24 protein-coding genes are annotated in these 24,731 nt (G+C 69.5%); 11 read left to right on the top strand and 13 right to left on the bottom strand.

The features are described 5' to 3' along the window. Nucleotides 1-24: 24 nt before the first annotated feature. Entirely contained in the window at nt 25-741 is a 717-nt protein-coding gene (locus tag ED92_RS33175; protein WP_063777637.1) for a helix-turn-helix domain-containing protein, read from the bottom strand. Nucleotides 742-900: 159 nt separating this feature from the next. Between ED92_RS33175 and ED92_RS33170 the strand changes: the two genes are divergently transcribed. Next, complete coding sequence (locus ED92_RS33170; protein ID WP_037345189.1) at nt 901-1,635, top strand: hypothetical protein; 735 nt, start codon at nt 901-903, stop codon at nt 1,633-1,635. Here the strand turns inward: ED92_RS33170 and ED92_RS33165 are convergent. The 4 genes from ED92_RS33165 to ED92_RS33150 are packed head-to-tail and all read right to left on the bottom strand — an operon-like array spanning nt 1,613 to nt 5,664. After that, on the bottom strand, nt 1,613-2,926 hold the full coding sequence (locus ED92_RS33165; protein ID WP_037345798.1) for an MFS transporter: 1,314 nt from the start codon (nt 2,924-2,926) through the stop codon (nt 1,613-1,615). The two genes, ED92_RS33170 and ED92_RS33165, sit on opposite strands and share 23 nt — an antisense overlap. Before the next feature lie 5 nt (nt 2,927-2,931). Then, entirely contained in the window at nt 2,932-4,080 is a 1,149-nt protein-coding gene (gene dgoD / locus ED92_RS33160) for a galactonate dehydratase (protein WP_037345188.1), read from the bottom strand. Nucleotides 4,081-4,090: 10 nt separating this feature from the next. Beyond that, nucleotides 4,091-4,687 carry a 2-dehydro-3-deoxy-6-phosphogalactonate aldolase gene (locus ED92_RS33155; protein ID WP_037345187.1) on the bottom strand — a complete coding sequence of 199 codons (597 nt, stop codon included), beginning with the start codon at nt 4,685-4,687 and terminating at the stop codon, nt 4,091-4,093. After that, nucleotides 4,684-5,664 carry a 2-dehydro-3-deoxygalactonokinase gene (locus ED92_RS33150; protein ID WP_037345185.1) on the bottom strand — a complete coding sequence of 327 codons (981 nt, stop codon included), beginning with the start codon at nt 5,662-5,664 and terminating at the stop codon, nt 4,684-4,686. Before ED92_RS33150 ends, ED92_RS33155 begins: the two co-directional genes overlap by 4 nt. Before the next feature lie 55 nt (nt 5,665-5,719). Between ED92_RS33150 and ED92_RS33145 the strand changes: the two genes are divergently transcribed. Next, the gene (locus ED92_RS33145) at nt 5,720-6,481 is read left to right on the top strand and encodes an IclR family transcriptional regulator (protein WP_037345184.1); all 762 of its coding nucleotides are present in this window, start codon (nt 5,720-5,722) and stop codon (nt 6,479-6,481) included. Nucleotides 6,482-6,493: 12 nt separating this feature from the next. Here the strand turns inward: ED92_RS33145 and ED92_RS33140 are convergent, their stop codons facing one another. Further along, entirely contained in the window at nt 6,494-7,657 is a 1,164-nt protein-coding gene (locus ED92_RS33140; RefSeq protein WP_037345183.1) for a TetR/AcrR family transcriptional regulator, read from the bottom strand. A 158-nt stretch (nt 7,658-7,815) separates the two neighbouring features. Here ED92_RS33140 and ED92_RS33135 point away from each other — a divergent pair, with 158 nt between their 5' ends. The 3 genes from ED92_RS33135 to ED92_RS33125 all read left to right on the top strand — a co-directional run bounded on the left by ED92_RS33135 (nt 7,816) and on the right by ED92_RS33125 (nt 11,654). Then, a complete protein-coding gene (locus tag ED92_RS33135; protein WP_037345182.1) occupies nt 7,816-9,375 on the top strand; it encodes a long-chain-fatty-acid--CoA ligase in 1,560 nt (519 codons plus the stop codon). Between the two features lie 39 nt (nt 9,376-9,414). Further along, nucleotides 9,415-10,605, top strand: coding sequence for an oxygenase MpaB family protein (locus tag ED92_RS33130; RefSeq protein ID WP_037345180.1), 1,191 nt, complete (start codon nt 9,415-9,417; stop codon nt 10,603-10,605). A gap of 188 nt (nt 10,606-10,793) precedes the next feature. Then, complete coding sequence (locus ED92_RS33125) at nt 10,794-11,654, top strand: dienelactone hydrolase family protein (RefSeq protein WP_081975980.1); 861 nt, start codon at nt 10,794-10,796, stop codon at nt 11,652-11,654. Between the two features lie 33 nt (nt 11,655-11,687). On the opposite strand, the gene ED92_RS43770 is transcribed toward ED92_RS33125, so the two are convergent. Both ED92_RS43770 and ED92_RS33115 read right to left on the bottom strand, forming a co-directional pair. After that, nucleotides 11,688-13,964, bottom strand: a complete 2,277-nt coding sequence (locus ED92_RS43770; protein ID WP_037345178.1) for a LuxR C-terminal-related transcriptional regulator — start codon at nt 13,962-13,964, stop codon at nt 11,688-11,690. A 123-nt stretch (nt 13,965-14,087) separates the two neighbouring features. Continuing rightward, nucleotides 14,088-14,564, bottom strand: coding sequence for a cupin domain-containing protein (locus ED92_RS33115; protein WP_037345796.1), 477 nt, complete (start codon nt 14,562-14,564; stop codon nt 14,088-14,090). A 79-nt stretch (nt 14,565-14,643) separates the two neighbouring features. Here ED92_RS33115 and ED92_RS33110 point away from each other — a divergent pair, with 79 nt between their 5' ends. Both ED92_RS33110 and ED92_RS33105 read left to right on the top strand, forming a co-directional pair. Then, nucleotides 14,644-15,093: a MarR family winged helix-turn-helix transcriptional regulator gene (locus tag ED92_RS33110; protein ID WP_037345794.1), complete on the top strand. Its 450-nt coding sequence runs from the start codon at nt 14,644-14,646 to the stop codon at nt 15,091-15,093. Between the two features lie 46 nt (nt 15,094-15,139). After that, complete coding sequence (locus ED92_RS33105; RefSeq protein ID WP_016333342.1) at nt 15,140-15,754, top strand: carbonic anhydrase; 615 nt, start codon at nt 15,140-15,142, stop codon at nt 15,752-15,754. Nucleotides 15,755-15,757: 3 nt separating this feature from the next. Here ED92_RS33105 and chrA read toward each other — a convergent pair whose 3' ends face one another. From chrA to ED92_RS33085, 4 genes are all read right to left on the bottom strand, one after another. Further along, nucleotides 15,758-16,924 carry a chromate efflux transporter gene (gene chrA / locus ED92_RS33100; RefSeq protein WP_037345177.1) on the bottom strand — a complete coding sequence of 389 codons (1,167 nt, stop codon included), beginning with the start codon at nt 16,922-16,924 and terminating at the stop codon, nt 15,758-15,760. Then, a complete protein-coding gene (locus tag ED92_RS33095) occupies nt 16,921-17,304 on the bottom strand; it encodes a VOC family protein (protein WP_037345176.1) in 384 nt (127 codons plus the stop codon). The genes chrA and ED92_RS33095 overlap by 4 nt, the downstream gene beginning before the upstream one ends. Then, nucleotides 17,301-18,062: an ArsR family transcriptional regulator gene (locus tag ED92_RS33090; RefSeq protein WP_037345175.1), complete on the bottom strand. Its 762-nt coding sequence runs from the start codon at nt 18,060-18,062 to the stop codon at nt 17,301-17,303. The genes ED92_RS33095 and ED92_RS33090 overlap by 4 nt, the downstream gene beginning before the upstream one ends. A 169-nt stretch (nt 18,063-18,231) precedes the next feature. Then, a complete protein-coding gene (locus ED92_RS33085; protein ID WP_037345174.1) occupies nt 18,232-18,576 on the bottom strand; it encodes a DUF6223 family protein in 345 nt (114 codons plus the stop codon). A gap of 193 nt (nt 18,577-18,769) precedes the next feature. On the opposite strand from ED92_RS33085, the gene ED92_RS33080 reads away from it, so the two are divergent. Genes ED92_RS33080 through ED92_RS33065 form a run of 4 tightly spaced genes read left to right on the top strand, consistent with a single transcriptional unit; the run spans nt 18,770 to nt 23,975 of the window. Further along, a complete protein-coding gene (locus tag ED92_RS33080) occupies nt 18,770-19,867 on the top strand; it encodes a sensor histidine kinase (RefSeq protein ID WP_037345169.1) in 1,098 nt (365 codons plus the stop codon). Beyond that, complete coding sequence (locus ED92_RS33075) at nt 19,864-20,535, top strand: response regulator transcription factor (protein ID WP_037345167.1); 672 nt, start codon at nt 19,864-19,866, stop codon at nt 20,533-20,535. Before ED92_RS33080 ends, ED92_RS33075 begins: the two co-directional genes overlap by 4 nt. Before the next feature lie 51 nt (nt 20,536-20,586). Next, nucleotides 20,587-22,887 carry a phosphoketolase family protein gene (locus tag ED92_RS33070; RefSeq protein ID WP_037345165.1) on the top strand — a complete coding sequence of 767 codons (2,301 nt, stop codon included), beginning with the start codon at nt 20,587-20,589 and terminating at the stop codon, nt 22,885-22,887. After that, on the top strand, nt 22,875-23,975 hold the full coding sequence (locus tag ED92_RS33065; protein WP_037345163.1) for an acetate/propionate family kinase: 1,101 nt from the start codon (nt 22,875-22,877) through the stop codon (nt 23,973-23,975). Before ED92_RS33070 ends, ED92_RS33065 begins: the two co-directional genes overlap by 13 nt. Here ED92_RS33065 and ED92_RS33060 read toward each other — a convergent pair. Then, the gene (locus tag ED92_RS33060; RefSeq protein ID WP_037345161.1) at nt 23,958-24,320 is read right to left on the bottom strand and encodes a DUF5313 family protein; all 363 of its coding nucleotides are present in this window, start codon (nt 24,318-24,320) and stop codon (nt 23,958-23,960) included. The two genes, ED92_RS33065 and ED92_RS33060, sit on opposite strands and share 18 nt — an antisense overlap. Between the last annotated feature and the right edge of the window lie 411 nt (nt 24,321-24,731).

Below are 24,731 nucleotides of genomic sequence, written 5' to 3'. Positions count from 1 at the left end.
CAAGTAGCAGCGGACGAGAAGTCTTCAGTCGCGGTCGCCCTTCACGGACGGCACACCCAGCAGCGCCAGAGCCTCGACGGCGTTCGACGGCCGCGCCGAATTCTCGCCGGAGAGCCCTCCGACCTGGGATTCCACCCACTCGCGGGTGTGGTCGAGGTCGCGCCTGCCGGATACGAACCACACGCCGCGCGCGGGTTCGTTGCCGTGATTGAGGTACATGTGCGGACGGGTCGAGTCGAAACACAGTGAGTCGCCCGGTGCGAGCAGATGCCGGTCGAAGTCGAGCAGCAGGGTCAACTCGCCCGAAAGCAGGTAGGCGTACTCGGTTCCGCTGTGCCGCATCAGTTTCCGGTCGACCGAACTGGCCGCGCCGGGCTCATAGGTGACCAGTAGGGCGTCGACGTCGGTCTGGCCGCCGACGGCGAGCCGCTCCCATCGGACGCCGTTCGCCATCTCGAGGACGGGGTTGTCCGCGGCACGTTGGACGACCCCGGAAGACACCGGCGCGACCGGCCGTTCCTGGGCGGCGGGCGTGCCCGCGCCGATGCCGAGCAGTTCGTCGAGCGAGATGCCGAGGTGGCTGACCAGCGCGTACAGCGTGCTCACCGAAGGCTGCGACCGTCCCGTCTCCACCTGCGACAGCAGGCTCGCCGAGATCCCGGCGGCGGTCGCCACCTTGCGCAGGCTCAGCTTGCGTTCTTCCCGCGCCTGCCGCAGCGCGGGCCCGATCCTGTCCTCCACCGCGAGCCCCCTTGCACCTCAGTTCGACGGCACTGGACAGTACCGCCGCGTTCGAGCCTCCGCACCGGCCGACGTGACCTGCGGCGCGTCTCACTTGACAGTACCGTTCAACGCCATTAAACACTGCGACGCAACCCGCTCACCGATCCGGAGGCACCGATGCCCACTACCGAACCGACGATCGAGGCCGTGCTGGCCGGGCGCCCCGTCTCACGCGAAGACGTGCGCGCGTGGGAGACGAAGCGGATGGGCAAGGCCGCCGCGAAGATCGGCCTCCCGGCTCCGACCGGCGAACTTTCCCTGATGCGGACGGCTTTCGCCGACGCCAAACTGGCCCTCGGCCCCGACGAGATCCGCCGCCGCCTCGGCCGGGACATCCGCCGGGCGGACGCCGTCGCGCGGACGTCCACCCGCCTTTCCCGCGGCCGGCGGGTCACCAGCACCTGCGACCTCTTCGTGCGCGGGGCAGGGACCGCCGCCGAATTCCTCGCCTGGTTCGGCGACACCGGCCGGGACGACTACGCCCGCAGCATGATCGCCGCCAACCCGGACCACTTCCTGATCGACACCGCGCCCGACGGGCGGCAGGAGGTCATCGAGACGACCGGCGGCAGTCCGCTCGCGACCCGGTTCCTGGTCGACTACACCGACACCGCGGAGATCGTCACCCACCGGGACGCGGCGTTCCCGCTCGAAGCGTCGGGCGTCGCCAGGTCCGGGTCGGGGCTGGCCATCGGCGGGGTCCGGCACGAGTTCCGCGACCACGCCGACGGCTTCCACGCCCACCTCTGCGTCGAGTTCCCGCGGCTCACGATGCCCACGATGGTCACCCAGCACCGGATGCACCTCGCCTGCGAGTTCTCGAACTGGATCACCCTGGCGTTCGCGCGCTGACCACGCCGTCCCGCTCGGCCACGCGCTCGACCTTGCCGACCAGGAAGACGTAGGACAGGATCCCGGCGACCGTGATCACGGTCATGTAGGCGAAGCCGGGCGCGAAACTGTCGTCGGTGACGATCAGGCCGATGACGATCGGCGTGGCGATCGACGACAGGTTCCCGATGAAGTTGAACATCCCGCCGGTCAGCCCGAGCAGCCGCCGCGGCGCCAGTGCGGACACCAGCGACCAGGTGATCGACGCGAGCCCGTTGCCGAAGAAGGCGATGGACAGGATCACGATGACCATCGCGGTCGAGTCGGTGAACCCGGCCGTGACCATCACGGTGCTCAGCAGCAGTCCGGCGATGATGGGGCCCTTGCGCGCCACTCCGAGCGAAGCGCCGCGCCGTACCAGGAAGTCCGACAGGACACCGGAAACCAGCACGCCCACCAGTGCCGCGATGAACGGCAGCGACGCGAGGAACCCGGACTTGATGTAGTCCATTTCCCGGTACTCGACGAGATACGTCGGGAACCAGGTGAGGAAGAACCAGAGGGTGGAGGTCAGGCAGAACTGTCCGAAGTAGATTCCCCACAGCTTCCGGCTGCCCAGCACGGTCGCCAGATCCGCACGCGTGATCCGCGCCCGCTCCGGCCGCTCGCGCGGCAGGTCCACCAGGCCGCCGCCGGACCGGATCAGCTCCACCTCGGCCTCGTTGGCCCGCGACTCACGTGGTTCGCGGTACTTCGCGTACCAGACCACGGCCCAGAGGATGCCGACCAGACCGGTGGCGATGAACACCCAGTGCCACGAAAGCACGGTCTGCAGCCAGGACAGCACGGGCGTCAAAAGGGCGAGGCCGATGAACTGGCCCGAGGTGTAGAAGCCGATCGCCGTGGCGCGTTCGCGTTCCGGGAACCAGACGGTCGCGATCTTGCTGTTGATCGGATAGGCGGGCGCCTCGAAGACGCCGACCATCAGCCGCAACGCGATCAGCGCGACGAACCCGCCGATGATCCCCATGAAGAACGTCGCGAGCGACCAGAGGATCAGGCAGCCCGGATAGAGCAGCCGCGGCGGGATCTTGTCGACCAGCCAGCCGCCGGGCAGTTGCAACGCGGCGTAGGTCCAGCCGAAGGCCGACAGGAGGATGCCCTGTTCCGCTTTGGACAGATCGAGTTCGCCGGCGATCGCGGGCATCGCGATCGACAGGTTCGACCGGTCGAGGTAGTTGATGACGACGGTGATGAACAGCATCACCGCGATGAGCATCCGGAACCTGGTGGGACGCACGGCGGTGGTCATCGCGCTCACCATTCCGCGAAGGAGCCGTCGGCGTGCCGCCACACCGGATTCCGCCAGCGATGCCCCTCGGCCGCCCGTTCGGCGACGTACTCCTCGTTGATCTCGATGCCCAGCCCCGGCCCGCCGGGGATGGCGACCTGGCCGTCGTCGTAGGCGAACACCGACGGATCCGCCAGGTAGTCGAGGAGATCGTTGCTCGTGTTGTAGTGGATCCCGAGGCTCTGCTCCTGGATGGTCGCGTTGTAGCAGCCCGCGTCGATCTGCAGGCAGGCCGCCAGCGCGATCGGGCCGAGCGGGCAGTGCAGCGCGAGGCCGACGTCGTACGCCTCGGCCATGTGCGCGATCTTGCGGGCTTCGGTGATGCCGCCGCAATGCGACGGGTCCGGCTGGATGATGTCGACGGCACCCGACGCCAGCACGGTCTTGAAATCCCACCGCGAGAACAGCCGCTCGCCGAGCGCGATCGGGATCGGCGAGTTGCGGAGGACGTCGGCGAATCCGTCGACGTGCTCGGAAAGCACCGGCTCCTCGACGAACATCAACCGGTACGGCTCCAGTTCGCGCAGCAGGACCTTGGCCATCGGCTTGTGCACGCGGCCGTGGAAGTCCACCCCGATACCGATGTTCGGGCCGACCGCCTGGCGTACCGCGTCCACGTTGGCCACGCAGCGGTCGACCTTGTCCCAGGTGTCCAGATAGGACAGTTCCTCGGTCCCGTTCATCTTCACCGCGCTGAACCCGCGGTCCACCACCTCGCGCGCGGCGCGGGCGGTCTCGGCCGGGCGGTCGCCGCCGATCCACGAGTACACCTTGATACGGTCGCGCACCCGGCCGCCGAGCAGTTCGTGCACCGGGACACCGAGGGCCTTGCCCTTGATATCCCACAAGGCCTGGTCGATGCCGGCCAGCGCACTCATGTGGAGTCCGCCGCCCCGGTAGAACCCGCCGCGGTACAGGACGGTCCACAGATCCTCGATCTGCGAGGGGTCTTTGCCGATCAGGTAGTCGGAAAGCTCCTCGACGGTCGCCGCGACCGAAGCGGCCCGGCCCTCCAGGACCGGTTCGCCCCAGCCGGTGACGCCCTCGTCCGTTTCGATCTTCAGGAACGACCAGCGCGGCGGCACCTGGTATGTCGTCATTGACACGATCTTCATGGTTCTTTTCCTATTCCTGGTGCCAGATCTCGGAAAGTGCGCGGGCACGGACGCCGACCGCGCCGGCGGTGTCACCCGGCCGGTAGAGGCAGGAACCGAGCCCCGCCCCGGCCGCCCCGGCGGCGGCCCAGGCCGCCAGGTTCGTTTCGTCGACCCCGCCGACCGGCAGCAGTCCGACGTCGCGCGGCAGTACGGCGCGCCACGCCCTCATGCCCCCGATACCGACCGCGTCGGCGGGGAACAGCTTGAGATACCGGGCACCCGCGGCCAGCGCGGCGAAGGCCTCGGTCGGCGTCGCGACGCCGGGATACGGCGTCATCCCCTCGGCCACGGCGGCGGAGATCACCGCGCGATCGGTGTTGGGCGCCACGATCAGCCGCGCTCCGGCCGCTTTCGCCCGGCCGACGTCTTCGGTGGTGAGCACGGTGCCCGCCCCGATTTCGCACCGGTCCCCGAACGCGTCGGCGAGCAGGCGGACGCTCGCGAACGGTTCCGGTGAGTTCAGTGGTACCTCGATGGCGGGGAATCCGGCGTCGACGAGCGCCCGGCCGACGCCGACGACCTCGGCCGGGGTCACCCCGCGCAGGATCGCGATCAATCCGGTCACGGTTTCAGTGTCCTTTCGAGACGGTCTTCGAGCAGTCCGGCGGCCGTCGCGATCCGCCACAGCCCTCTGGCGGTGACCTCTTCGGACAGTACGATGGCCTCCACTCCCCTTCCGGCGAGGGCGGTGGCGTAGCGACGGCAGAGTTCGTCCGCGCCGCACAGCACCACACGGGTGTCGGTGTCACACAACAGATGCGAGACCTCGTCGGCGATCAGGACGCCGGAAAGGTAGTCGGGCAGCGACTCCGGTTCCAGGACGCCGTCGAGCACGAGCGGGCGGGCGCCGAACGCCTCGGTGGCGAGCCCGCGCGAACGCCGTCCCGCGGCGAGCCCCCGCGAGAACGCCTCTTCGTCGGCGACCGGATCAGCGGCTGTGCGGGCGAGGATGCCGTGCGCGATCAGCAATCCGTACAGTTCGCCGGTCATCGCGGTGGTGAATCCGGTGACGATCCCGTCCTCGAGGCGGACCCATTTGCTGTGCGTACCGGGGAGCACCACGGTGAGCGGTCCGCCGGGGTCGCCGAGCGCTTCGAGCACGCCGACCAGTTGCGTTTCCTCGCCGCGGATCACGTCGCCGGGCTGCGCGCCGGACGGGATCCGCAGTCCCGGCACGAGATGGAGCACGCCGCCGCGATGCGACACGGGGACGAGCGACGGGAAGTCGAGTCCCGCCGGGACGGTGCGGTAGCCGGAGTCGGTCCAGCCCTGCGCGCTGCCCACCATGCCGGCGGCGAGGGCGGGCAGTCCGGGGAACTCGGTGAGCCAGTCTCCGCAGGTCTTCCGGAACGCCGACTCGTAGGCGGCCGCCCTGGCCCGCGGGTCGCGGAGGTCCACGTCCTCGGTCGTGGTCAGCAGTCCACGCCCGGCGCCGCGGGCGGCCAGGATCCCGCCGTCCGCGCCGAGCAGCCAGGCACGCTGACCGGAGGTTCCCCAGTCGAGCGCGATCAAGGCGGGTTCGGTGTCGGTCACGAGCGACATCGTGCGGGCGCGTTCCCGATAATGCGATCGCCGTCCCTATATGTAGGATTCCGGCATGTCCGACACGGCACCGCCCGGCACCCAGACGCTCGCCCGCGGCCTCGCGCTGATCCGCGCGGTCGCCAGTGGCGCGACCGACCTCCGCGGCTTGGTCGAGGACACCGGGCTGGGCCGCAGTACCGCGCACCGGCTGGTCCAGCTGCTGGTCAGCGAGGGTTACCTGCGCAGCGGACGGGACGGCTACGCGCTCGGACCCACCTTGATCGAGCTGGGTTTCCAGGCCCTGCACGGCAGTCCGCTGCCGGTGGTCGCCCGGCCGGTGCTGGAGGAACTGGCGGAGCAGTTGCGCGACACCGTGCACCTGGCCGTCCGCGACGGGGATTCGGTGCTGTACCTGGACAAGCTGCCCGGTTCTCGGGGCGCGGAGATGCGTTCCCGGATCGGGCACCGGATGCCGTTGACCCGCACCGGTGTCGGCATGGCACTGCTGCTGGACTCCGCGCCGGAATGGCGGGACCTCTACCTGGCCGAGACACCCGCGGAACCCGGCAGGGTGCGCCCGGAAGACGTCGAGGCGTTCCTGGCGCGCATGCGTGAGTACGCGGAGTCAGGGGTGGCGATGGACCTGGAGGACAACGAACCGGGGATCCGCTGTGTCGCGGCGCCGATCCGGGACGCCACCGGCGCGATCGCCGGGGCCATCAGCGTTTCGGCGACCCGGCCGTACATGCCCGCCGCCCGGATGCGCGGCCTGAACCGCGTCGTCGGCCGCGCGGCCCGGCAGGTCTCCGCCGGCCTCGGCCACCGCGAGTCCTGAGCCGTCGGCGCGTCAGATCCCCAACGCGCCGACGAGCAAGGCGCTGACGGCGTCACGGTTGGCGGGGACGTCCTCCCAGCGCAACCTCCGTCCCGCCTCGACCACCACCCCGAAACCGGCGTGCACGAGCACCCTCGCCTGACGCTGGTCGAGCTCCGGCCGCGCCGACCGCAAATGCCGTTCCCAGACGGCGATGTGCTCGCGCTGCGCGCTGACCAAAGGACGTTGCAGGGCCGCGGGCAGACCCGCGAGTTCGGCGTTGGCGACACTGGTGAGCGCGGTGTACTCGAAGCTGTAGGCGACATAGGTCCGCGCCAGCGCGAGCAGCGCGTCGCCCGTGCCCTCGACGCCGCGAAGGTTCTGTTCCACCGCCTGGGCCAGGATTCCCGCGGCCTGCAGGCAGGCGGCGGCGAGGATGTCGGCCTTGCCGGGGAAATAGCGGTAGAGCGCGGACGGCACCAACCCGACGGCTTCCGCGATCCTGCCGTTCGTGACATTGGCGAATCCGTCCCGTTCGAACAGCGGGATGGCCGCCGCGATGATCTCCGAACGGCGGGTGCGCGGCTCCGGATTGGACGGCAACTCGACGGCGTGCGCGGCCCCGGCGCCCGCCGCCGGATCGGTCGCGACCACGCGCAGGGCGGACTCGACGAGTACCTCTTCGACCCGGCGCTGGGCGATCGAGGTGCGATGCATCGTGATCGAGCCGATCACGCCGAGGGCGGCGACGGCCCGCAAGCCCTCGTCGGGGAGCGGGTACTCCCGGCGCACCGCCTCGGCGACCCGGTCCACGACCTGCCCGAACTTCAGCGCGAGCGACTGCCGGTCCTCGCGTTCGAGGTACCGGGATTCCCAGCGGTACAGGCCACTCGACGAGCGATGGACGACCGTCCCCTGCGTGACGGCGGCGAGCACGTCCGCCAGCGGCGCGCCGGGCGCCACCTCGTCGAGCGTGGCGACGAGCCGGTCGGCCATGACGTTCGCGCACGCGGCGAACAACGCGTACTTGTTCGGGAAGTGCCGGTACAGGGCCGCCGCGGTGATGCCCACGTCGGCGGCGATCTCCTCCATCGACGCCGCGTGGTAGCCGTGCTCGCTGAAGATCCGCCCGGCCGCGTCGACGATCTGCTGCTTGCGGTGGCGCGGCCGGACGGCCGCGGTCGACTCGGCGCTCATGCCGGGAAGTCAACCACGAACCGGATCACCACCAGCGGAAACTGCCGGGCAGGTCGGCGTCGCGATGTGATTTTCGATTAACTTATCGCTTCTCAACCGGCGGTTTGGCATGCATACTGGCCACGCGAGAGGTCCCGTTCCGACACCTGAGGATGGCCATGTCGACCGCTTCGGCTCCCGCCTCGTCCTTCCGGCACCACTGGATGGCGCACGCGGCCACGCACGCGATGATGCGACCGGACAGGCCGGCTCTGCGGTACCTCGGCGAGACGACCACCTGGGCGGAACTCTCACAACGGTCGTTGCAATTGGCCGCCGCCCTCGCCGCACGAGGTGTCACCGAAGGCGATCGCGTGGCGACGCTGACCTTGAACCATCCGTGGTTCGTGGAGACCGTGTTCGCGGCGAACAGCCTGGGCGCCATGGCCGTCCCGCTCAGCTTCCGGCTCGCGCCGGCGGAACTCGACTACATCCTGGCCGACTGCACCCCGTCCGCCGTCGTCGTCGACGCGCGGTTGCTCCCCCTGCTCGACGCCGCTCCGAACGCCGCGTCGATCGGGACCGTGCTCGTCATCGGTGAGCCGGACGACGCCGAAGGACGCATGGGGTACGAGGAATTCCTGACCGCGCACGAGCCGCTGGAACTGCCCGACGTCAGCGAGGAATCGACCGCGCTGATCATGTACACCTCGGGCACCACCGGCAGGCCGAAAGGGGTGATGCTGTCCCATCGCAACCTGCAGATGCAGGCGATCACCTGTATCCGGGCGATGAAGATCTTCGACGACACCGATGTCGCCTTCCTGACCGCGCCGTTCTTCCACATCGCGGGCCTGGGTTCGATCGTGGCGAATTTCCTGGTCGGCGGGGTGGTCGTGATCCACCCGCTGGGCGCCTTCGATCCGCGCGCGGTGCTCGACGCCTACGAACGCGAAGGCGCCACCGTGGTGTTCAACGTTCCCCAGCAATGGGATCTGCTCTGCGCCCAGCCGGACATCGCCGAACGGAAGCTGAAACTGCGGATCATCAGCTGGGGCGCGGCTCCCGCGTCGAGGGCGACGCTGCTAGCCATGGCCGAGAAGTTCCCCGGTGCCCTGAATGTGGCCGTGTTCGGCCAGACCGAGACCTCCCCGATCACCTGCGTGCTCAGCGGAGAGGACTCGACGCACAAACTCGGCTCCGTCGGCAAACCGATCCCGACGCTCCAATACCGCGTCGTGGACGACGACATGAACGACGTCGCGCCGGGCGAAGTGGGCGAGATCGTCTACCGCGGGCCCTCGGTGACCAAGGGCTACTGGAAGAAACCCAAGGAGACAGCGGAAGCCTTCGCCGGCGGCTGGTTCCATTCCGGTGATCTGGTTTCGCAGGACGAAGACGGTTTCATCTGGGTGGTCGACCGCAAGAAGGACATGATCATCAGCGGCGGCGAGAACATCTACTGCGCCGAAGTGGAGAACGCGATCTCCGCGCATCCGTCGGTACGGGAGGTCGCCGTGATCGGACGGCCCGACGAGCGCTGGGGCCAGGTGCCGGTCGCTTTCGTCAGTGCGACGGAGCCCGAACCGTCCTTGGCCGAACTGGTCGAATTCCTCGACGGCAGGCTCGCTTCGTTCAAGATGCCCAAGGATCTCGTGGTGGTCCCCGAACTCCCGCGCAACGCGGGCGGGAAGGTGGTCAAAGGTTCGCTTCGCGAGCTGGACGAAAAACGATCGTGAATCACTCATCGGCACCTACCAAGGAAGTTAGGTAAGTAAATGAGCGATCTCAGCAGGAGGAATGTCCTGTCCCTCGGCGTCGCACTGGGCCTGGTGGGCGCGGCGAGCGTCGCCCCCGCCTGGGGCGCGACGCGGACCGATACCGCGGCGGACCCCTGGTGGGTCTGGGACGACGAGATCGACCGCATCATGGCGGGGGTTCTCGAAGCGGGCCAGGTGCCCGCGGTCAACACCGCGCTGCGGTCCTGGGTGGACAACAACGATCCGCTCCCCGGCGGACTGCCCGCCGATCTGGCGGGCCACCTCCAGCGTGTCAACCGGTTGCCGTCCTGGGCAGACCCCGCGAAACTGCGCCGCGCGGCCGATTTCAACCGGCGCAAGGACACCTATCTGTTCATGCTGTACGGGCTCGGCAGCGGCATCATGAGCACGGTCATCCCGCGTGAGGCCAAATCGGTCTACTGGTCCGCGGGCGGGGCCGACATGCAGGACCGCGCGGCCAAGACGTTCACCTTCGGCTACGACCTGAGCGACCTGAACGCCTTCGAACCCGGCGGCCAGTTCGTGGTCACCGCCAACAAGACGCGGCTCGTGCACGCCGCGGTGCGGCATCTGCTGCCGCAGTCGCCGTACTGGAAGGCCGTCGCGGACGAGCGGATCCCGATCAGCAACGGCGACATCCTGGTGACCTTCCACAGCCTCGGCACCTACGTGCACCGGAAGCTGCGCGAATGGAAGGTCCCGATGTCGGCCGCCGACGAGGACGCCTTCCTCCACATGTGGCAGGTCGCCATCCACCTGCTCGGCGTGCGGGAGGAGTTCATCCCGAAGTCGTGGGCGGCCGCCTACGCGCAGTCGGCGCAGGTGCTCACCCCGATCCTTTCCCCTTCGCACGAAGGAAAAGAGCTCGCGGAAGATCTGCTGGGGCTGACCGCGCAGGTCGATCTGGGCGTCACCCGGGGATTCCTGAACGAATTCGTGCGCTACGTGCTGAGCGACGCGATCGGCGACTGGCTCGGGTTGCGCCGCGATTACGCGTCCGCGGCCCTCATCCGCACCGCGTGGCCTGCCTACATCGCGTTCCGCGAAGGGTTGATCCCGATCATGCCCGCCGGGTTCTACATGTTCGACCAGATGGTGCGCGCGCTGGCGATGTTGTTCCTCAACAAGGGCACTTCACCGACGACGACCCCGATCACCATCCCCACCGGGAACCGGGCCGGCACCTGACCGCCTCGTCACCTCGTGAGTGGTTAGGACGGTTCTAACCGTCCTTATCACTCACGAGGCCGAAAGCCTTATCGACGTGACAGTTTTTCGCTTCTCAGTAGTTTCCACGACGCGCACCCGGCCGGGTCCCCGCTATATCTGGGAAACCGTTCCGGCTCCGGAACGGTTCTTCCGAGAGGACATGCGCGATGAAGCGTGGATCACGATGGGGCGCCGCGGTGCTCAGTGCGGTGACCGCACTGCTCGTGGCGGCGGCACCGGCTGACGCCGAAGAGAATCCCTATGCCCGCGGCCCCGCTCCGACGAACGCCAGCATCGAGGCGGACCGGGGATCGTTCCAGACCGCGACCGAGAAAGTCCCCGCCGGACAAGGTTTCGGCGGCGGGACGATCCATTACCCGACCGAAACCGGCCAGGGCACTTTCGGCGCGATCGCGATCGCGCCCGGCTTCTTGGAGACGGAGAGCGCGATCGCCTGGTACGGCCCGCGTCTGGCGTCCCAGGGATTCGTCGTCATCACGTTCTCCACCAAGAGCACCTGGGACACTCCGGACGTCCGGTCCGATCAGCTGCTCGCGGCTCTCCGGTACGTGACGGACAAGAGCCAGGCCAAGGACCGCGTCGACCCGGGCAGGCTCGCCGTCATGGGCCATTCGATGGGCGGAGGCGGGTCGTTGATCGCCGCGCAGAAAGCACCCACGCTGAAGGCCGCCATCCCGTTGACGGGCTGGAACCCGAACACGACGTTCTCCGATTTGAAGGTCCCCACGTTCGTCGTCAGTGCCCAGAACGATTTCATCGCCCCGGACGGCTCGCATTCCCGGCCGTTCTACCAAAGCCTTCCCGAGTCCTTGGACAAGGCGTACATGCTGCTGGCCGGCGCCGGTCACATGGCGCCGACCAAGCCGAACGTGACCATCGCGAAGTACAGCCTTTCGTGGCTGAAACGCTTCGTCGACGAAGACACCAGGTACGACCAGTTCCTGTGCCCGCTCCCGGCGAACGACCCGAAGATCGCCGTATACCGGGGAAGTTGCCCGCTCGGCTGACGCAAGGGGCGCGGCCGCTGTGACCTCGGCGGGTCACAGCGGTCCGCGGTCCCGTTGCTCGACCCAGACGGCCAGCTGGGTCCGGTTGGCGAAGTCGAGCTTGTGCGAGATGTGCTGCAGATGCGTCTCCACCGTGCGCCGGGCGATGACCAGTCTCGCCGCGATGTCCCGGTTGCTCAGCCCGGCCGCGACCAGCCGCGCGATCTCCGACTCGCGCGGCGTCAGCGGCGGGAGGTCGGCCGGTTCGCCGTCGGGCAAGGCCTCGGGACCGGCCAGGGCGTCGTGCGGATTCCGCCGCCGCCCCTCGGCGAAAGCCAAGTCGAATCTCTCCGCCCCCAAGGCGTTCCGGGTGGCGTCGTGGAACATCCGGTGCGACGCGGTGACGGCCACGTCGGGCTCGGCGTTGCAGCGGTCCCAGAGCGTGGCGGCGGTCCCGAACAGTTCCGCCGCCCGGACCCACTCCTCGCGCCTCGCCGACACCCAGGCGAGACCGTCCAGCCGGTAGGCCGCGGACATCATGTCCGACGTACGGAGGTCGATCTCCAGTGCGGAACGGATGAACCGCTCGCCGTCGTCGAGAACGCCGCCGAAGCAGACTTCGACGACTCCCAGCCCGTACAGGGCCATGGAGCGATAGCGGTATTCCCCCGCCTCCTCGCACAGGCGGAGCATCGAGCCGAGCAACTCCCGCGCGCCCGGCAGGTCACCCCGGTAGGCGAGCGCGACCCCCTGGATGAACATCGGATGCATCTGGCGCCGTACGTCGCCTCGCTCGCCGAACAGCCGCACGGCCTCCGCCGCGCGGACCATGGTGTTCGGTTCCGCGGACAGCATCCTCACGAAAGCACACGCATGGGCGATGTAGGGGGCGGCGTCGTCGTCCTCGATCGCCTCGGCGGCGGCCAACCGCTGCCGCGCGCCGGGCAGATCCGCGTGCAGCGCGGCGCAAAGGGCGGCGACGGCCAGGCCGCGGGCCCGCCCCCGGGTCTCCGGCGCCATCGCCTCGAGCGCGCGATCGATCCAGTCCCGCAGTTCCCAGGCCGCGCCGCGGGCCACCCAGTACTCGATCACGCCGACGGCCATCCCCAACGCCACCGCGCCTTCGCCCGGGGTGCGGAGCGACCACGACAGCGCCTCGCGGATGTCGGCGTGCGCCGCGGTCAGACGCTCGTACGCCTCTTCCTGTCCCGGCCCGAACCATGTGCCCGCGGCTTGGTCGATCAGCCGGGCGTAGTGGTCACGATGCTTCCTCGCCACGCCGAGCTCGTCACCGGATTCGGTGAGCCGGTGCCCGCCGAATTCGCGGAGCAACCGGAGCATCCGGTAGTGGACCCGGTCCGTGCCGTCGATGCGCGCCAGCACCGACTTGTCCACCAAACCGTCCACCGCGTCGAGCACGGCGAGCGAGTCCAACCCGGCTCCGGCGCAGACGTCCTCCGCGGCGGACAGGTCGAACTGCCCGGCGAACACCGAACAGCGCGCCCAGACGATCCGCTCGGTCTCCGTGCACAGGGAATGACTCCACTCGATGGTGGCGCGCAGCGTCCGATGCCGCTCGACCGGCATCCGGAGACCGGTGGCCAGCACGCCCGAGTTGCTCTCGACCCGGTCCGCGATCTGCGACGGCGACAGGGCCCGGATCCTGGCCGCGGCGAGTTCGATCGCCAACGGCAGGCCGTCGAGCCGCCGGCAGAGGCGGACGACGTCCGCGACGTTGCTCTCGGTGACCTCGAAAGCGGGCAGCACGTTGGCGGCACGCTCCGCGAACAGCCGCACCGCGCCGAACGCGAGCGCCTCTTCCGGTGTCCCGACCTCTTCGTCGGGCACGGCCAGGGGCGGGATCGCCAGGACGTGCTCGCCGGTCAGCCCCAGCGAGCAGCGGCTGGTGGCCAGGACGACGAGGTCCGGGCAGTCCCGCAGCAACGCCGTCACCAGGTCCGCACTGCCGTCGAGGAGGTGCTCGCAGTTGTCCAGCAGCAGCAACGACCGCCGAGGCCGCAGATACGAGACGACGGCCTCCAGGTCGGTGCGTCCCGCCGTGTCGTGCAGGCCCAAGGCGTCGGCGACCGTGCGCGCGATCAGCCGTTCGTCCCGCAGCTCACCCAGTCCGGCGACCGCCACGCCACCGGGGAAGGCCCTGGTGAGCGAACTGGCCACCTGGGCGGCCAGCCGGGTCTTGCCCACGCCGCCGGCGCCGGTCAAGGTGACCAGACGGCCCACGCCGAGCAGCCGCCGCACCTCGTCCTCGTCGTCCGTCCGGCTGACGTAGCTCGTCAGGGGCCGCGACCGGACCTCGCTGTCGTTCGTCATGATTCCCCATCGAAACATGCTCGCCGGACGGAGCGGGCTGTTCACACCACAGCCCGGACATCCCCGCATAATGCCCGACTTAGGCGATGTGCGCGGGTTGTGGCGGTCACGGCTGTCATGGCGCTACGGGGTCGGCTGAGCCGTGCCCCATTCGGGCGCGTCGACGAAGTGCACGTCGTACCGCTCGTGAAGGCGCTCGACCTCTTCGGGTGCGACGTTTCCGCGGAGGATCTCGGGCAGGACCCGGAAGTAGCCGAACCGGTCGACGCCGGGCGCCACCGTGATGAGGACGTCCGCGGCGACCTCCGGCGGCGCGGCGAACGCGTGCCGGACGCCCGGCGGGATCACCACGTAACCGCCGCGCCCGACCGTGATGGTTTCGTCGCCCACCAGCATCCGCAGTGCCCCGTCGAGCACGTAGAACGCTTCCGCGGATTTCCGGTGATAGTGCGGTTTCGTCCCGGGTTCCCCAGGTCGTAGCGACAACCGGTTCGCGCCGAGGAGCCCGCCCGTGTGCTCGCCGTCGGCCAGCAACCGCAACGCGGGCCGCTCGACGACCTCCGCGTCCTTCTCGTGCATCACCCAGGCTTCGTTCGTCATCGCGTTCCCCATCTAGTTGAAGTCTTCAACCAAAACTAGCCCGAAGTGGTTGAAGGCGTCAACTGTTACTGTGTGCGCCGTGACCGACTGGCTCGACCCGGAACAGCAGCGCGACTGGCGGGCGTTCATCGAAGGATCCGTGCGGTTCGTCGACCTGCTCGACCGGCGGCTCCGCGAGGAACACGGGCTTTCCCTGGCCGAATTCGAACTCCTGGTGCGGCTTTCCGAAGCCTCCGGCCGGTCGATGCGCATGGCGGACCTGGCGAAATCCGCGTACTACTCGCGCAGCCGCCTTTCGCACCGCATCAACGGGCTGGAGACGCGCGGCCTGGTCCAGCGGGAATCGACCTCGGACGACGGCCGCGGCGTCCGGGCCCGGCTCACCGACCAGGGCTACGAGACGTTGCGCCGCGCGGCACCGGACAATCTCCGCACCGTCCGCGAACACTTCGTGGACGTGATCGCGCCGGACGACCTCCGGGCCGTCGGCCGCGCCATGCGTGCCGTGTCCGGACGGCTCGATCAGTGACGCGGCCCACCTGCCCGAACCACCGGCACCCGGTAATGTCCGGCCCATGAGCGACGCGCCGACCCCTTCCGAGGCTTTCGACCTTTTGCTCGCCGGCAACCGGCGTTTCGTGGCCGGTACTCCGGAGCACCCGAACCAGGATGCCGTCCGCCGCACCGAAACCGCCCCCGAGCAGAGCCCGTTCGCGGTGCTTTTCGGCTGCTCCGACTCGCGACTGGCCGCCGAGATCATCTTCGACCGCGGGCTCGGCGACCTGTTCGTCGTCCGCACCGCGGGCCACGTCGCCGGTTCGGAGGTGCTGGGCAGCATCGAGTACGCCGTCAGCATCCTCGACTGCCCGCTGGTCGTCGTCCTCGGCCACGACTCCTGCGGTGCCGTCGCCGCGACCCGCGAAGCACTGAAGGACGGCCTCGGCACCAACGGCTTCGTCCGCGACGTCATCGAGCGCGTCACCCCGAGCGTCCTCGCCGCCCGCGCCGCCGGGCTCACCAGCAACGACGACATCATCGACGAGCACATCCGCCACACCGTCGACCTCCTGGTCGACCGTTCCCGGCTGCTCTCCGAGCAGATCGACGCCGGGAAGACCGCCGTGGTCGGGCTGTCGTACCACCTGTCCGACGGCAACGCGCGGGTCGTCACCACCCGCGGCCTGGGCTGAACCTCAGCTCGGCAGGAGCACTCCGGCGAGCGCGAGCACGGTTCCGGCCGCCGCCGCGGCCAGGATCGTGGTCACCACGCCACGCCGGAACACGAACAGCAGGACCCCGGCACCGGCGAGCACGGCGTACTGCCATCCCTGGGTCAGGCTGAGAGCGAGCGGGATCGCCGAGCCGAGGATGGCGCCGACCGCGGCCGGACCGGCGCCGTCGAGGAACGCCCGGACGTTCGGATTGCCACGCAACCGGTTGAAATGCTTGGCACCGAACAGGATGAACAGGAACGACGGGGCGAAGGCGACCAGCGAGGCCAGGATGCCGCCGGTGAGCCCGGCCGCGGCGTAGCCGACGACGGCGACGGTCTGCACCACCGGACCGGGGGTGACCTGGCCCAGCGCGACCGCGTTGAGGAACTCCCCCGCGCTCATCCAGTGGTAGGTGTTCACCGCGTCGTCCTGCATGAGCGGGATGATCACGAAGCCGCCGCCGTAGGACAGCATCCCGACCTTGAGCGATACCCACGCGACGGACGCGAACACACCGGCGCCCGCGACCGTCGCGGCCCAGGATTGGGCGGGGACGGCGAACAACGCGGCGCTGGACTCACCGCGGCGTGCGCGGTTCACGGTCAGTTCGACCGCGCCGCAGCCCAGCAGGACGAGCACCAGCCACGGGCCGAGCAAGGCGGCCGACACGACACCCGCCAGGACGTACAAGGCCCAGCGCACGCGACCGGTGGAGGCCGCGCGCCGCCAGCCCGCCGGGATCAGGCCGACCCCCGCGTGCACCGCGACGGCGGCGACCGCCGCACCCGCTCCCGCACCGGCCCCGCGCACCCAGGCCGGTGGGGATCCCGTGAGGAACAGCGCGGCCAGCGCCAAAATCACGATGAGGCCGGGCACGATGAACGCCGCGCCGCCGACGAGCGCCCCCGCCCGGCCGCGGACCCGCCATGCGGTGAAGATCGCGAGCTGCGTCGACGCCGGGCCGGGCAGCAGGTTGCAGGCGGCGATGGCGTCCTCGAACTCCTGATCCGACAACCACTCCCGGCGCTGCACGCACAACTTGCGGAGCAGGGCGATATGGGTGGGCGGCCCGCCGAACCCGATGCAGCCGATCCGGCCCCATTCCCGCAGGACGGTGCCGAGGCTCGGCTCGTGGTGCGGCGTCACCGGGAAGCGGGCTGGAACAGTTCGACCGGATTGCCCGCCGGGTCGTCGAACACGATCTGACGGCCGCCCGGCCCGGTCACGACGTCACTGCGGAACGGGACACCGTCCGCGCGCAACCGCGCGACTTCGGCGTCGATGTCGTCGACGACGAGATGGATGCGGTTCCACCCGCCCGGCGCCGGTTTCGTACCGTCCGGCAGCGCGCGCCCCGCCGAACTCGCCGGACCGCTGAGCAGCAGCCGGAGATTCCCGCGCACCACGTCGGCGAACGCGGGCAACGCGCTCGAACGCACGGCGAAACCCAGGTGTCCGGTGTAGAACTCGACGGCGGCCGCGACGTCGTCGACCAGGTACCGCACACTCACCAAATCCGAAGTCATGTCCTGTTCACCTCATCATCGCGGTATTTCCCGCCGAACCGGGCGGTCAGGAACCCGATCCGGCGGTCCAGTTCGTCGGCGAGCCGACGGAACGCCGGATGGCTCTCGGGTTCCTTGGCCGGATCCGGCAGGCTCCAGTGGACGACGTGCGGATGCCCGGGGAACTCCGGGCAGACCTCGCGGACCCGGTCGCAAAGACTGATCACCCAATGGAATCGCCTGCGCCGGAGATCGTCCACATGGGACGGTTCGTGGGTCAGGGCGATGCCGCGTTCGGCGAGAACGCGCACGGCGTCGGGATGCAGCGGTTTCGGGTGGCTGCCCGCGCTGGACACCTCGACCCTCGAACCGGCACGGTGCCGCAGCAGCGCCTCGGCCATCGGCGAGCGCCCGCTGTTCCCGGTGCACACGAACAGCACCTTGATCCGGGGCTCGGCCCGCTTCACCTCCACCCCGATCGGCGACAGGGCGGGATGCAGCGAGCTTCCCGTCTCGGCGAGCGCGTCCGCGCACCGCCCCAGATCGAGGTGGTAGTAGGTGTCGCGACCGTCGAAACTGCTCCTCCGCGCCGTGACCAGCTCCGCGGCCCGCAGCTTGCGCAGGTGATAGGACACCAGGTTCTGCGGTTGCCCGACCAGGTCGACCAGCTCCCGCACCCGGCGGTCGCCGTGCGACAACTCGCGCAGCAGCCGCCAGCGCAGCGGATCGCTCGCCAGCCGCACGAACGGCGGCGGATCGGCCGTCTCGAAGGTCGCCACTGGCCGAAGATACATCAACGCAGGTTGATATATCTAGACCTCGCCGAACTTCGTGCTCGTTACCCGGCGCGGTAGAAAGCACGACGGGCCAGCGCCGCGCCGGGTTGCGAAAGCCACTTTCGCAACGTTGAAGGTTGCCAAAGTGGCTTTCGCAACACGATCGCGGACGTCACGCGACTTCGCCGGACACCTTCCCGGCGCGCCGGGAACGCGAAAGAGCCACCCCGCCCAGCGCCGCGGCGATCAGCCCGACCACCAAGGCGAGGAACCCACCGACGATCCCGTAGCCCGTGCCAGGGCCGCCCTTCGCCGCGGCCACCACGTAAACGCCGCCCGCCATGCCGAGCAGCCCCGCCGCCAGCGCCACGACGGCTCCCCGCCGGGTGTCGCCGGACCGGCTCCGAGCGACGGCCAGTCCGCCGGCGACCACCCCGATCACCCCCACCAGCGCGGCGATCAGGGACCAGACGCGTCCGGGGGTCAGGTAGCCGGCGGACAGCAAGTGGACGGTCATGGGGTACTCCTTCGCTCGATGACTGATGTCCGCAGATCGTGTCCGCCGGACCCGCCCCGCGTCGTCCGGTGAACGCAGGCATTCCGGACTGCCGCCGCGGTCGTGGAAATCCCGGGACTACCGCGTGCGTGGTAGTCCCGGCATCGTCCGTGGGGAGGAGTCGCGCGCGAGGACGGCTGGTTAGGGTTCTCGCATGAACAGGGTCTGGGACTGGGCCATCGCCGTCGGGGTGACGGTGGTCCTGCTCGTCACGGCACTGTCCGATCAGGACACCACCGTGAACCCCTTCGGTTACGTGGTGCTGGTCGCCGGCGGCCTGGCGCTCGCCGCGCATCGCCGGGCGCCCCTCACGGTCCTGGCCGTGACCGCGGTGTGCGCGCTGGGGTATCAGGCCATGGGTTTCACCGTGCCCGCCGTCGCCTACCTGGTCGCGGTCTACGCCGCGGTCCGCGCCGGACACCGGATCGTCGCCGTCGCGGGGTCGGTGCTCATGATCGTCGCGCTCCCGCTCGTGCTTTTTGCCTCCGCCAACGCTTCTTCCGTCAGCGATGCCTTCGCCCAGAGCCGCGACGCGCTGCAGCTGGCCTGGCTGATCGCCGCCGGCGCGGCGGGTGAAGCGCTGCGACAGGCCGAACGGCGGGCCGACGAGGCCGAGCGCACCCGTGAGGAGACCGCGCGGCGCCGGGCCGACGAGGAACGGCTGCACATCGCGCGGGAACTGCACGATTCGCTCACCCACCAGATCTCCGTCATCAAGGTCCAGGCCGAAGTCGCCGTCCACCTGGCCACCAAACGGGGCGAGGCGGTGCCGGAATCGTTGCTGGCGATCCGCGAAGCAGGCCGTGAGGCGACCAGGGAGCTGCGGGCGACCCTGGAGGCGCTGCGCGACGACGACACGAACCCGCCGCACGGACTCGACCGGATCCCCGACCTGGTGGAACGGGCCCAGGCGGCCGGTCTCGACGCGACGCTCACCGTCGAAGGGCGGCGACACGATCTGCCCGCGGCCGTGGACCGCACCGCGTACCGGATCGTCCAGGAATCCTTGACCAACATCGCCCGGCACGCCGCGGCGAAGACCGCGTCGGTACGCATCGACCACCGTCCCGACGCGCTGACGATCCAGGTCGAGGACGACGGCAAGGCCACTCCGGGCACCACACCGATTCCCGGTGTCGGACTGCTGGGGATGCGTGAACGGGTCACCGCGCTCGGCGGCCGTCTCGACGCCGGACCGAAAGACACGGGCGGTTTCTCCGTCCGGGCCGAACTTCCCGTGGAGCGCTCGTGATCCGCGTCCTGCTGGTCGACGACCAGCCCCTCATCCGCAGCGGTTTCCGCGCGCTGCTCGACGTCGAGGACGACATCGAGGTCGTGGCCGAAGCCGCCGACGGGGGCCAAGGCGTGACACTCGCCAGAAAACACCTGCCCGACATCGCGCTCATCGACATCCAGATGCCCGGCGTGGACGGCATCGAGGCGACCCGGCGCATCGCCGCCGACCCGGCCTTGGCAGGCGTGCACGTCGTCATCCTGACCAACTACGGCTTGGACGAGTACGTCTTCAACGCGCTGCGCGCGGGCGCGGCGGGCTTCCTCGTCAAGGACATCGAGCCCGAAGACTTCCTGCACGCCGTCCGCGTCGCCGCGCGCGGTGACGCCCTGCTCGCGCCGTCGATCACGCGCAAGCTGATCGACCGATACGTCACCGTCCCGCTCGGGGGCGGCAGCGGTTCCGGGCTGAAGGAGCTGACCAACCGCGAACGCGAAGCGGTGGTCCTGGTCGCGAGGGGCCTGTCCAACGACGAGATCGCCGGCCACATGGTGATCAGCCCGCTGACCGCGAAGACGCACGTCAATCGCGCCATGACCAAACTCCACGCCCGCGACCGCGCGCAACTCGTGGTCCTCGCTTACGAATCAGGCCTGGTCACACCGGGCGAGTCCGCGCCCGGTTAGCCGTCCGGTCGTCGGGTACCCGTCGGAAAACCCCTCGGAAAGGAGGACCGGGTGCCTGGCGGAACAGAGGTCGGGACGCTCCGGCGGTACCGGCGCGCGTGCGACTACCTCGCCGCGGCGATGATCCATCTCAAGGACAACGTCCTGCTCCGCGAACCGCTACGGCCCGAACACCTGAAACCGAGGCCGCTCGGGCACTGGGGCACCTGCCCCGGATTGACCCTCGTGTACGCCGGGTTGAATCGCCTCGTCGCCGAAACCAGGCAACGGACCCTGCTGATCACCGGCCCCGGCCACGGCGCGCCCGCCATCCACGCCAATTTGTGGCTGGAGGGAACGCACGCCGAATACGATCCGCGGCTGTCCCTCGACGAGCGTGGGCTCGCGGACCTGGTCCAACGGTTCTCCTGGCCCGGCGGCTTCCCCAGCCACCTCTCCCCCGAGGTTCCCGGTGTCATCCACGAGGGCGGGGAACTCGGCTACGCCCTCGCGACGGCTTTCGGTGCCGCGTTCGACGATCCCGGCCTGCTGGTCGCCTGCGTGATCGGTGACGGGGAAGCCGAGACGGGGCCGACCGCCGCCGCGTGGCACAGCCCCAAATTCAGCGGCCCGGGTGACGGCAGGGTGTTGCCCATCCTGCATCTCAACGGCTACAAGATCGCGTCACCGACAATCTATGAAGCGATGTCGGACGACGAACTCGTCGCCTATTTCACCGGTTGCGGCTGGTGCCCGGTCATCGTGGACGTCCGCGACACCGGCGATCCGGACACGCCGCTGGCCGAAGCCCTGGCCCGAGCGCACGAACGCGACACGGACGAGCCACCGATGATCGTCCTGCGGAACACCAAGGGCGCGGGTCTGCCGACGGCCACACCGGACGGGACTCCGCTCGAAGGTACCTTCCACGCCCATCAGGTCCCCCTGTCCGGCGCCGCGGACGATCCGCGTGAACTCGCCGAACTCGAACGCTGGCTGCGGTCCTACCGGCCGGAGGAGCTCTTCGACGAGAACGGGGTGCCGTCCGCGGACATCCTCGCGGTCCCACCCGCCCCCGAATTGCGGCTCGGCCGCGTCCCGCAGGCGAACGGCGGCCTGCTGCGCCGTGACCTGCCCCTTCCGGAGGTGGCGAAGTACTCGGTGGCCGTCGACGAACCCGGCGCCGCCGACGCCAGCGCCCCTGAAGTGCTGGCCGAGTGGCTGGCGGAAATCGTCCGGCGCGCCCCGAGCACGTTCCGCGTCGTCTGCCCGGACGAACTGGAGTCCAACAAACTGGGCACCCTGCTCGAAGCGACCCCGCGGCAATTCGACCGCGAGGTCACGGGATACACCGAACACCTCGGCCCCCGCGGCCGTGTGCACGAAGTGCTTTCGGAGCACCTGTGCCAAGGCTGGCTGCAGGGTTACCTCCTCACCGGACGGCACGGCCTGTTCCCCTGCTACGAAGCCTTCGTGTCCATTGTGGACAGCATGGTCAACCAGTACGCCAAATTCCTCAAGATGTCCGGCGAGGTCGACTGGCGCGCGCCGGTGGCGAGCCTGAACTACCTGCTCACCAGCGACGGCTGGCGGCAGGAACACAACGGCTACAGCCATCAGGGGCCCGGATTCATCAACCAGATGCTGACCAAGAAGGCCACCACCTCCCGGATCTATCTCCCGCCGGACGCGAACACGCTGCTGGAGACGATGCACCGCTGTCTCGGCTCGACCGGGCTGATCAACGTCGTCGTCGCCGGTAAGCAGAGCGGCCCGCAATGGCTGTCCCCCGACGAGGCCAGGGCGCACTGCCGGGCGGGCGCCGGGGCATGGTCGTGGGCGGGCAACACCGAAGCCGCGGCCGACGTCGTCCTCGCCTGCGCCGGAACCACTCCCACCGTGGAAACCCTGGCCGCCGCCCAGCTGCTGCGGGAAACGGCGCCGGAACTGCGGGTGCGGGTGGTGAACGTGGTCGATCTGCTCTCCCTCTGCCCGGCGGACCGACACCCGAACGGGATGTCCGATGAGGCGTTCGCCGACTGCTTCGGCGACGGCACCCCGGTGGTGTTCGCCTTCCACGGCTACCCGTCCGCGGTGCACGAAGTGCTGCACGGACGCCCACGCGCCGACCGCTTCCATGTCCACGGCTATCTGGAGGAAGGCACCACTACCACCCCGTTCGACCTGCTCGCGAGCAACCGGATGACCCGTCACGATCTCGCCGCCGACGCCGTCCGCCTGGCGGCGGGCTGGGCGTCGGCAGGTGGGGATCTCGCCCGCGAACTGGTGCGGCGGCGGGACACCGTGCTGCGACAGTCCTATCAGGACGGTGAAGATCCGGCCGAGATCACCGGTTGGAGGTGGCACCCGTGAGGATACTGACCGTCAATCCCGGATCGGGCAGTCTCCGGCTGCACGTGGTCGACGGCGAGGACGTCGTCGACTCGGCGGAAATCGGGAAACCGCCGTCGGACGCGACCGAAGACGTGCGGTCGTTCGTCGAGGACGTGCGGGTGGACGCGGTCGCGCACCGGCTCGTGCACGGCGGGACGGCGCTCGTCGCGCCCGCCGTGGTCGATGCCCAGGTGCGCGAGGCGATCGCGAAGGCGAAATCCCTGGCGCCGGAACATGTTCCGAACACCGAAGCCCTTCTGGAGCTGCTGACCGGGCTGCTGCCGGACGTGCCGCACGTCGTCTGCCCGGACACCGCCTTCCATCAGGGGCTGCCCGAAGTCGCGCGGACGTACCCGCTGCCCGCGCGCTGGCGTGAACGCTGGGACCTGCGCCGTTACGGGTTTCACGGGCACTCGTACGCGTGGGCGGTCCGGCGCGCCGCCGAGCTGCTCGGCCGCCCGCCGGACGGGCTCGGCCTGCTCGTGGCGCATCTGTCCGGTGGCAGCTCGGTGTGCGCGGTCTCCGGCGGGCGCAGCGTCGACACATCGATGGGCTTCACCCCGCTCGAAGGCGCGATGATGGCGAAGAGGTCCGGCAGCGTCGATCCCGGCATGCTGTTGTGGCTCCTGCGGGAAGGGCATGTCGGCCTGGACGAACTCGAGGACGGCCTCTATCACCACTCGGGGCTGCTGGGGTTGTCCGGGACCTCGGACGACACCCGGGAGCTGGTCCGCGACAGTCGTTCCGGCGATGCCGGGGCAAGGTTCACCATGGCGGTGTTCGAACATCGCGTCCGTCGCGAGCTCGCGGCCGTCGCGGCGAGCCTCGACCGCGTGGACGCACTGGTGTTCACCGGCGACATCGGGTGGGACCAGCCCGAGGTCGCCGAGGCCGTCGCGCGCGGACTCGGCGTGCTCGGGATACAGGGCGATCTGTCCACCGACCGCTCCCAGGACGCGATCATCAGCGACCGGAACGCGGGGATACCGGTCTTGACGGTGCGATCGCGGGAGGAATTGTCCCTGGCCGCGGCGGCCGCCACCGTGACGTCACGGCCAGCTGCCTGAGCCTCCGCGGGCGGATCTGGCCGCTTTTCCGGTGCCACGCGAGAAACCGTGTTTGCCGAGCCGGACCTCGGCCAGCTCGTCGGCGCTGGTCATCGTGAAGAACAGCCCCAGGAACAGGCTCAGCATCAACGCGCCCAGCACGGCGGGAATGGGTAACGGCGTGAGCGTCACCAACAGCACGAACGCGATCGTGAGCCACGGCAACGCCTCGAAACAGATCCGGAGGGCGAACCGCAGCAGCCACGTGCGCGAGGTCGCGTCGTACAGCACCCATTCGCGGTATCGCTCCGGCAGTCTGCGCCCGTAGACGTACTGCACCCACCGGATCGGGCCTGGCCTGTCCATCGCGAATCACCTCCGCTACCTGGAGGGGTACCCACTCACCGCTTCCTGACGCGAGATCAGCGCGGCCAGGAGAGCGTGGATCGGCGGGCCCTGGTCTGCGTGAGCGCCACGTGGGCTGTCGTGTTCCCGATGTGCGCTTCCACGATGGCGGCGTGTGCTGCGGCGGTCGTGGTCGGCAGTGTGTGGACGGTGAGCCGGACTCCGCGGCGGGACCGTGTTCCGGCCGTCGGCGCGTGACTGGCTGGGGGTCCGTGAAGGCCCCCTTTCCTCGGCTGAGCCGAGGGAAGGGGGCCTTCACGCGCGGCCGCTGTGACTGCTGTGGTTGCTGGTGCACCTGTGGCGACCCCTCGGTCCGTGAAGGCCTCCTTGAGGGACTCTGGGTCCCTCAAGGAGGCCTTCACGGACTTGACC

Source organism: Amycolatopsis sp. MJM2582, assembly GCF_000754115.1.
In the GTDB taxonomy this organism is placed as follows: Bacteria; Actinomycetota; Actinomycetes; order Mycobacteriales; family Pseudonocardiaceae; genus Amycolatopsis; species Amycolatopsis japonica.
This window is presented reverse-complemented; position numbering and strand designations above follow the sequence as displayed.

Coding starts and splice junctions, on each gene's coding strand:
- ED92_RS33170 (WP_037345189.1), top strand. CDS start 901: ATGCCCACTACCGAACCGACGATCGAGGCCGTGCTGGCCGGGCGCCCC.
- ED92_RS33165 (WP_037345798.1), bottom strand. CDS start 2,926: ATGACCACCGCCGTGCGTCCCACCAGGTTCCGGATGCTCATCGCGGTG.
- dgoD (WP_037345188.1), bottom strand. CDS start 4,080: ATGAAGATCGTGTCAATGACGACATACCAGGTGCCGCCGCGCTGGTCG.
- ED92_RS33150 (WP_037345185.1), bottom strand. CDS start 5,664: ATGTCGCTCGTGACCGACACCGAACCCGCCTTGATCGCGCTCGACTGG.
- ED92_RS33145 (WP_037345184.1), top strand. CDS start 5,720: ATGTCCGACACGGCACCGCCCGGCACCCAGACGCTCGCCCGCGGCCTC.
- ED92_RS33140 (WP_037345183.1), bottom strand. CDS start 7,657: ATGAGCGCCGAGTCGACCGCGGCCGTCCGGCCGCGCCACCGCAAGCAG.
- ED92_RS33135 (WP_037345182.1), top strand. CDS start 7,816: ATGTCGACCGCTTCGGCTCCCGCCTCGTCCTTCCGGCACCACTGGATG.
- ED92_RS33130 (WP_037345180.1), top strand. CDS start 9,415: ATGAGCGATCTCAGCAGGAGGAATGTCCTGTCCCTCGGCGTCGCACTG.
- ED92_RS33125 (WP_081975980.1), top strand. CDS start 10,794: ATGAAGCGTGGATCACGATGGGGCGCCGCGGTGCTCAGTGCGGTGACC.
- ED92_RS43770 (WP_037345178.1), bottom strand. CDS start 13,964: ATGACGAACGACAGCGAGGTCCGGTCGCGGCCCCTGACGAGCTACGTC.
- ED92_RS33115 (WP_037345796.1), bottom strand. CDS start 14,564: ATGACGAACGAAGCCTGGGTGATGCACGAGAAGGACGCGGAGGTCGTC.
- ED92_RS33105 (WP_016333342.1), top strand. CDS start 15,140: ATGAGCGACGCGCCGACCCCTTCCGAGGCTTTCGACCTTTTGCTCGCC.
- ED92_RS33095 (WP_037345176.1), bottom strand. CDS start 17,304: ATGACTTCGGATTTGGTGAGTGTGCGGTACCTGGTCGACGACGTCGCG.
- ED92_RS33085 (WP_037345174.1), bottom strand. CDS start 18,576: ATGACCGTCCACTTGCTGTCCGCCGGCTACCTGACCCCCGGACGCGTC.
- ED92_RS33080 (WP_037345169.1), top strand. CDS start 18,770: ATGAACAGGGTCTGGGACTGGGCCATCGCCGTCGGGGTGACGGTGGTC.
- ED92_RS33060 (WP_037345161.1), bottom strand. CDS start 24,320: ATGGACAGGCCAGGCCCGATCCGGTGGGTGCAGTACGTCTACGGGCGC.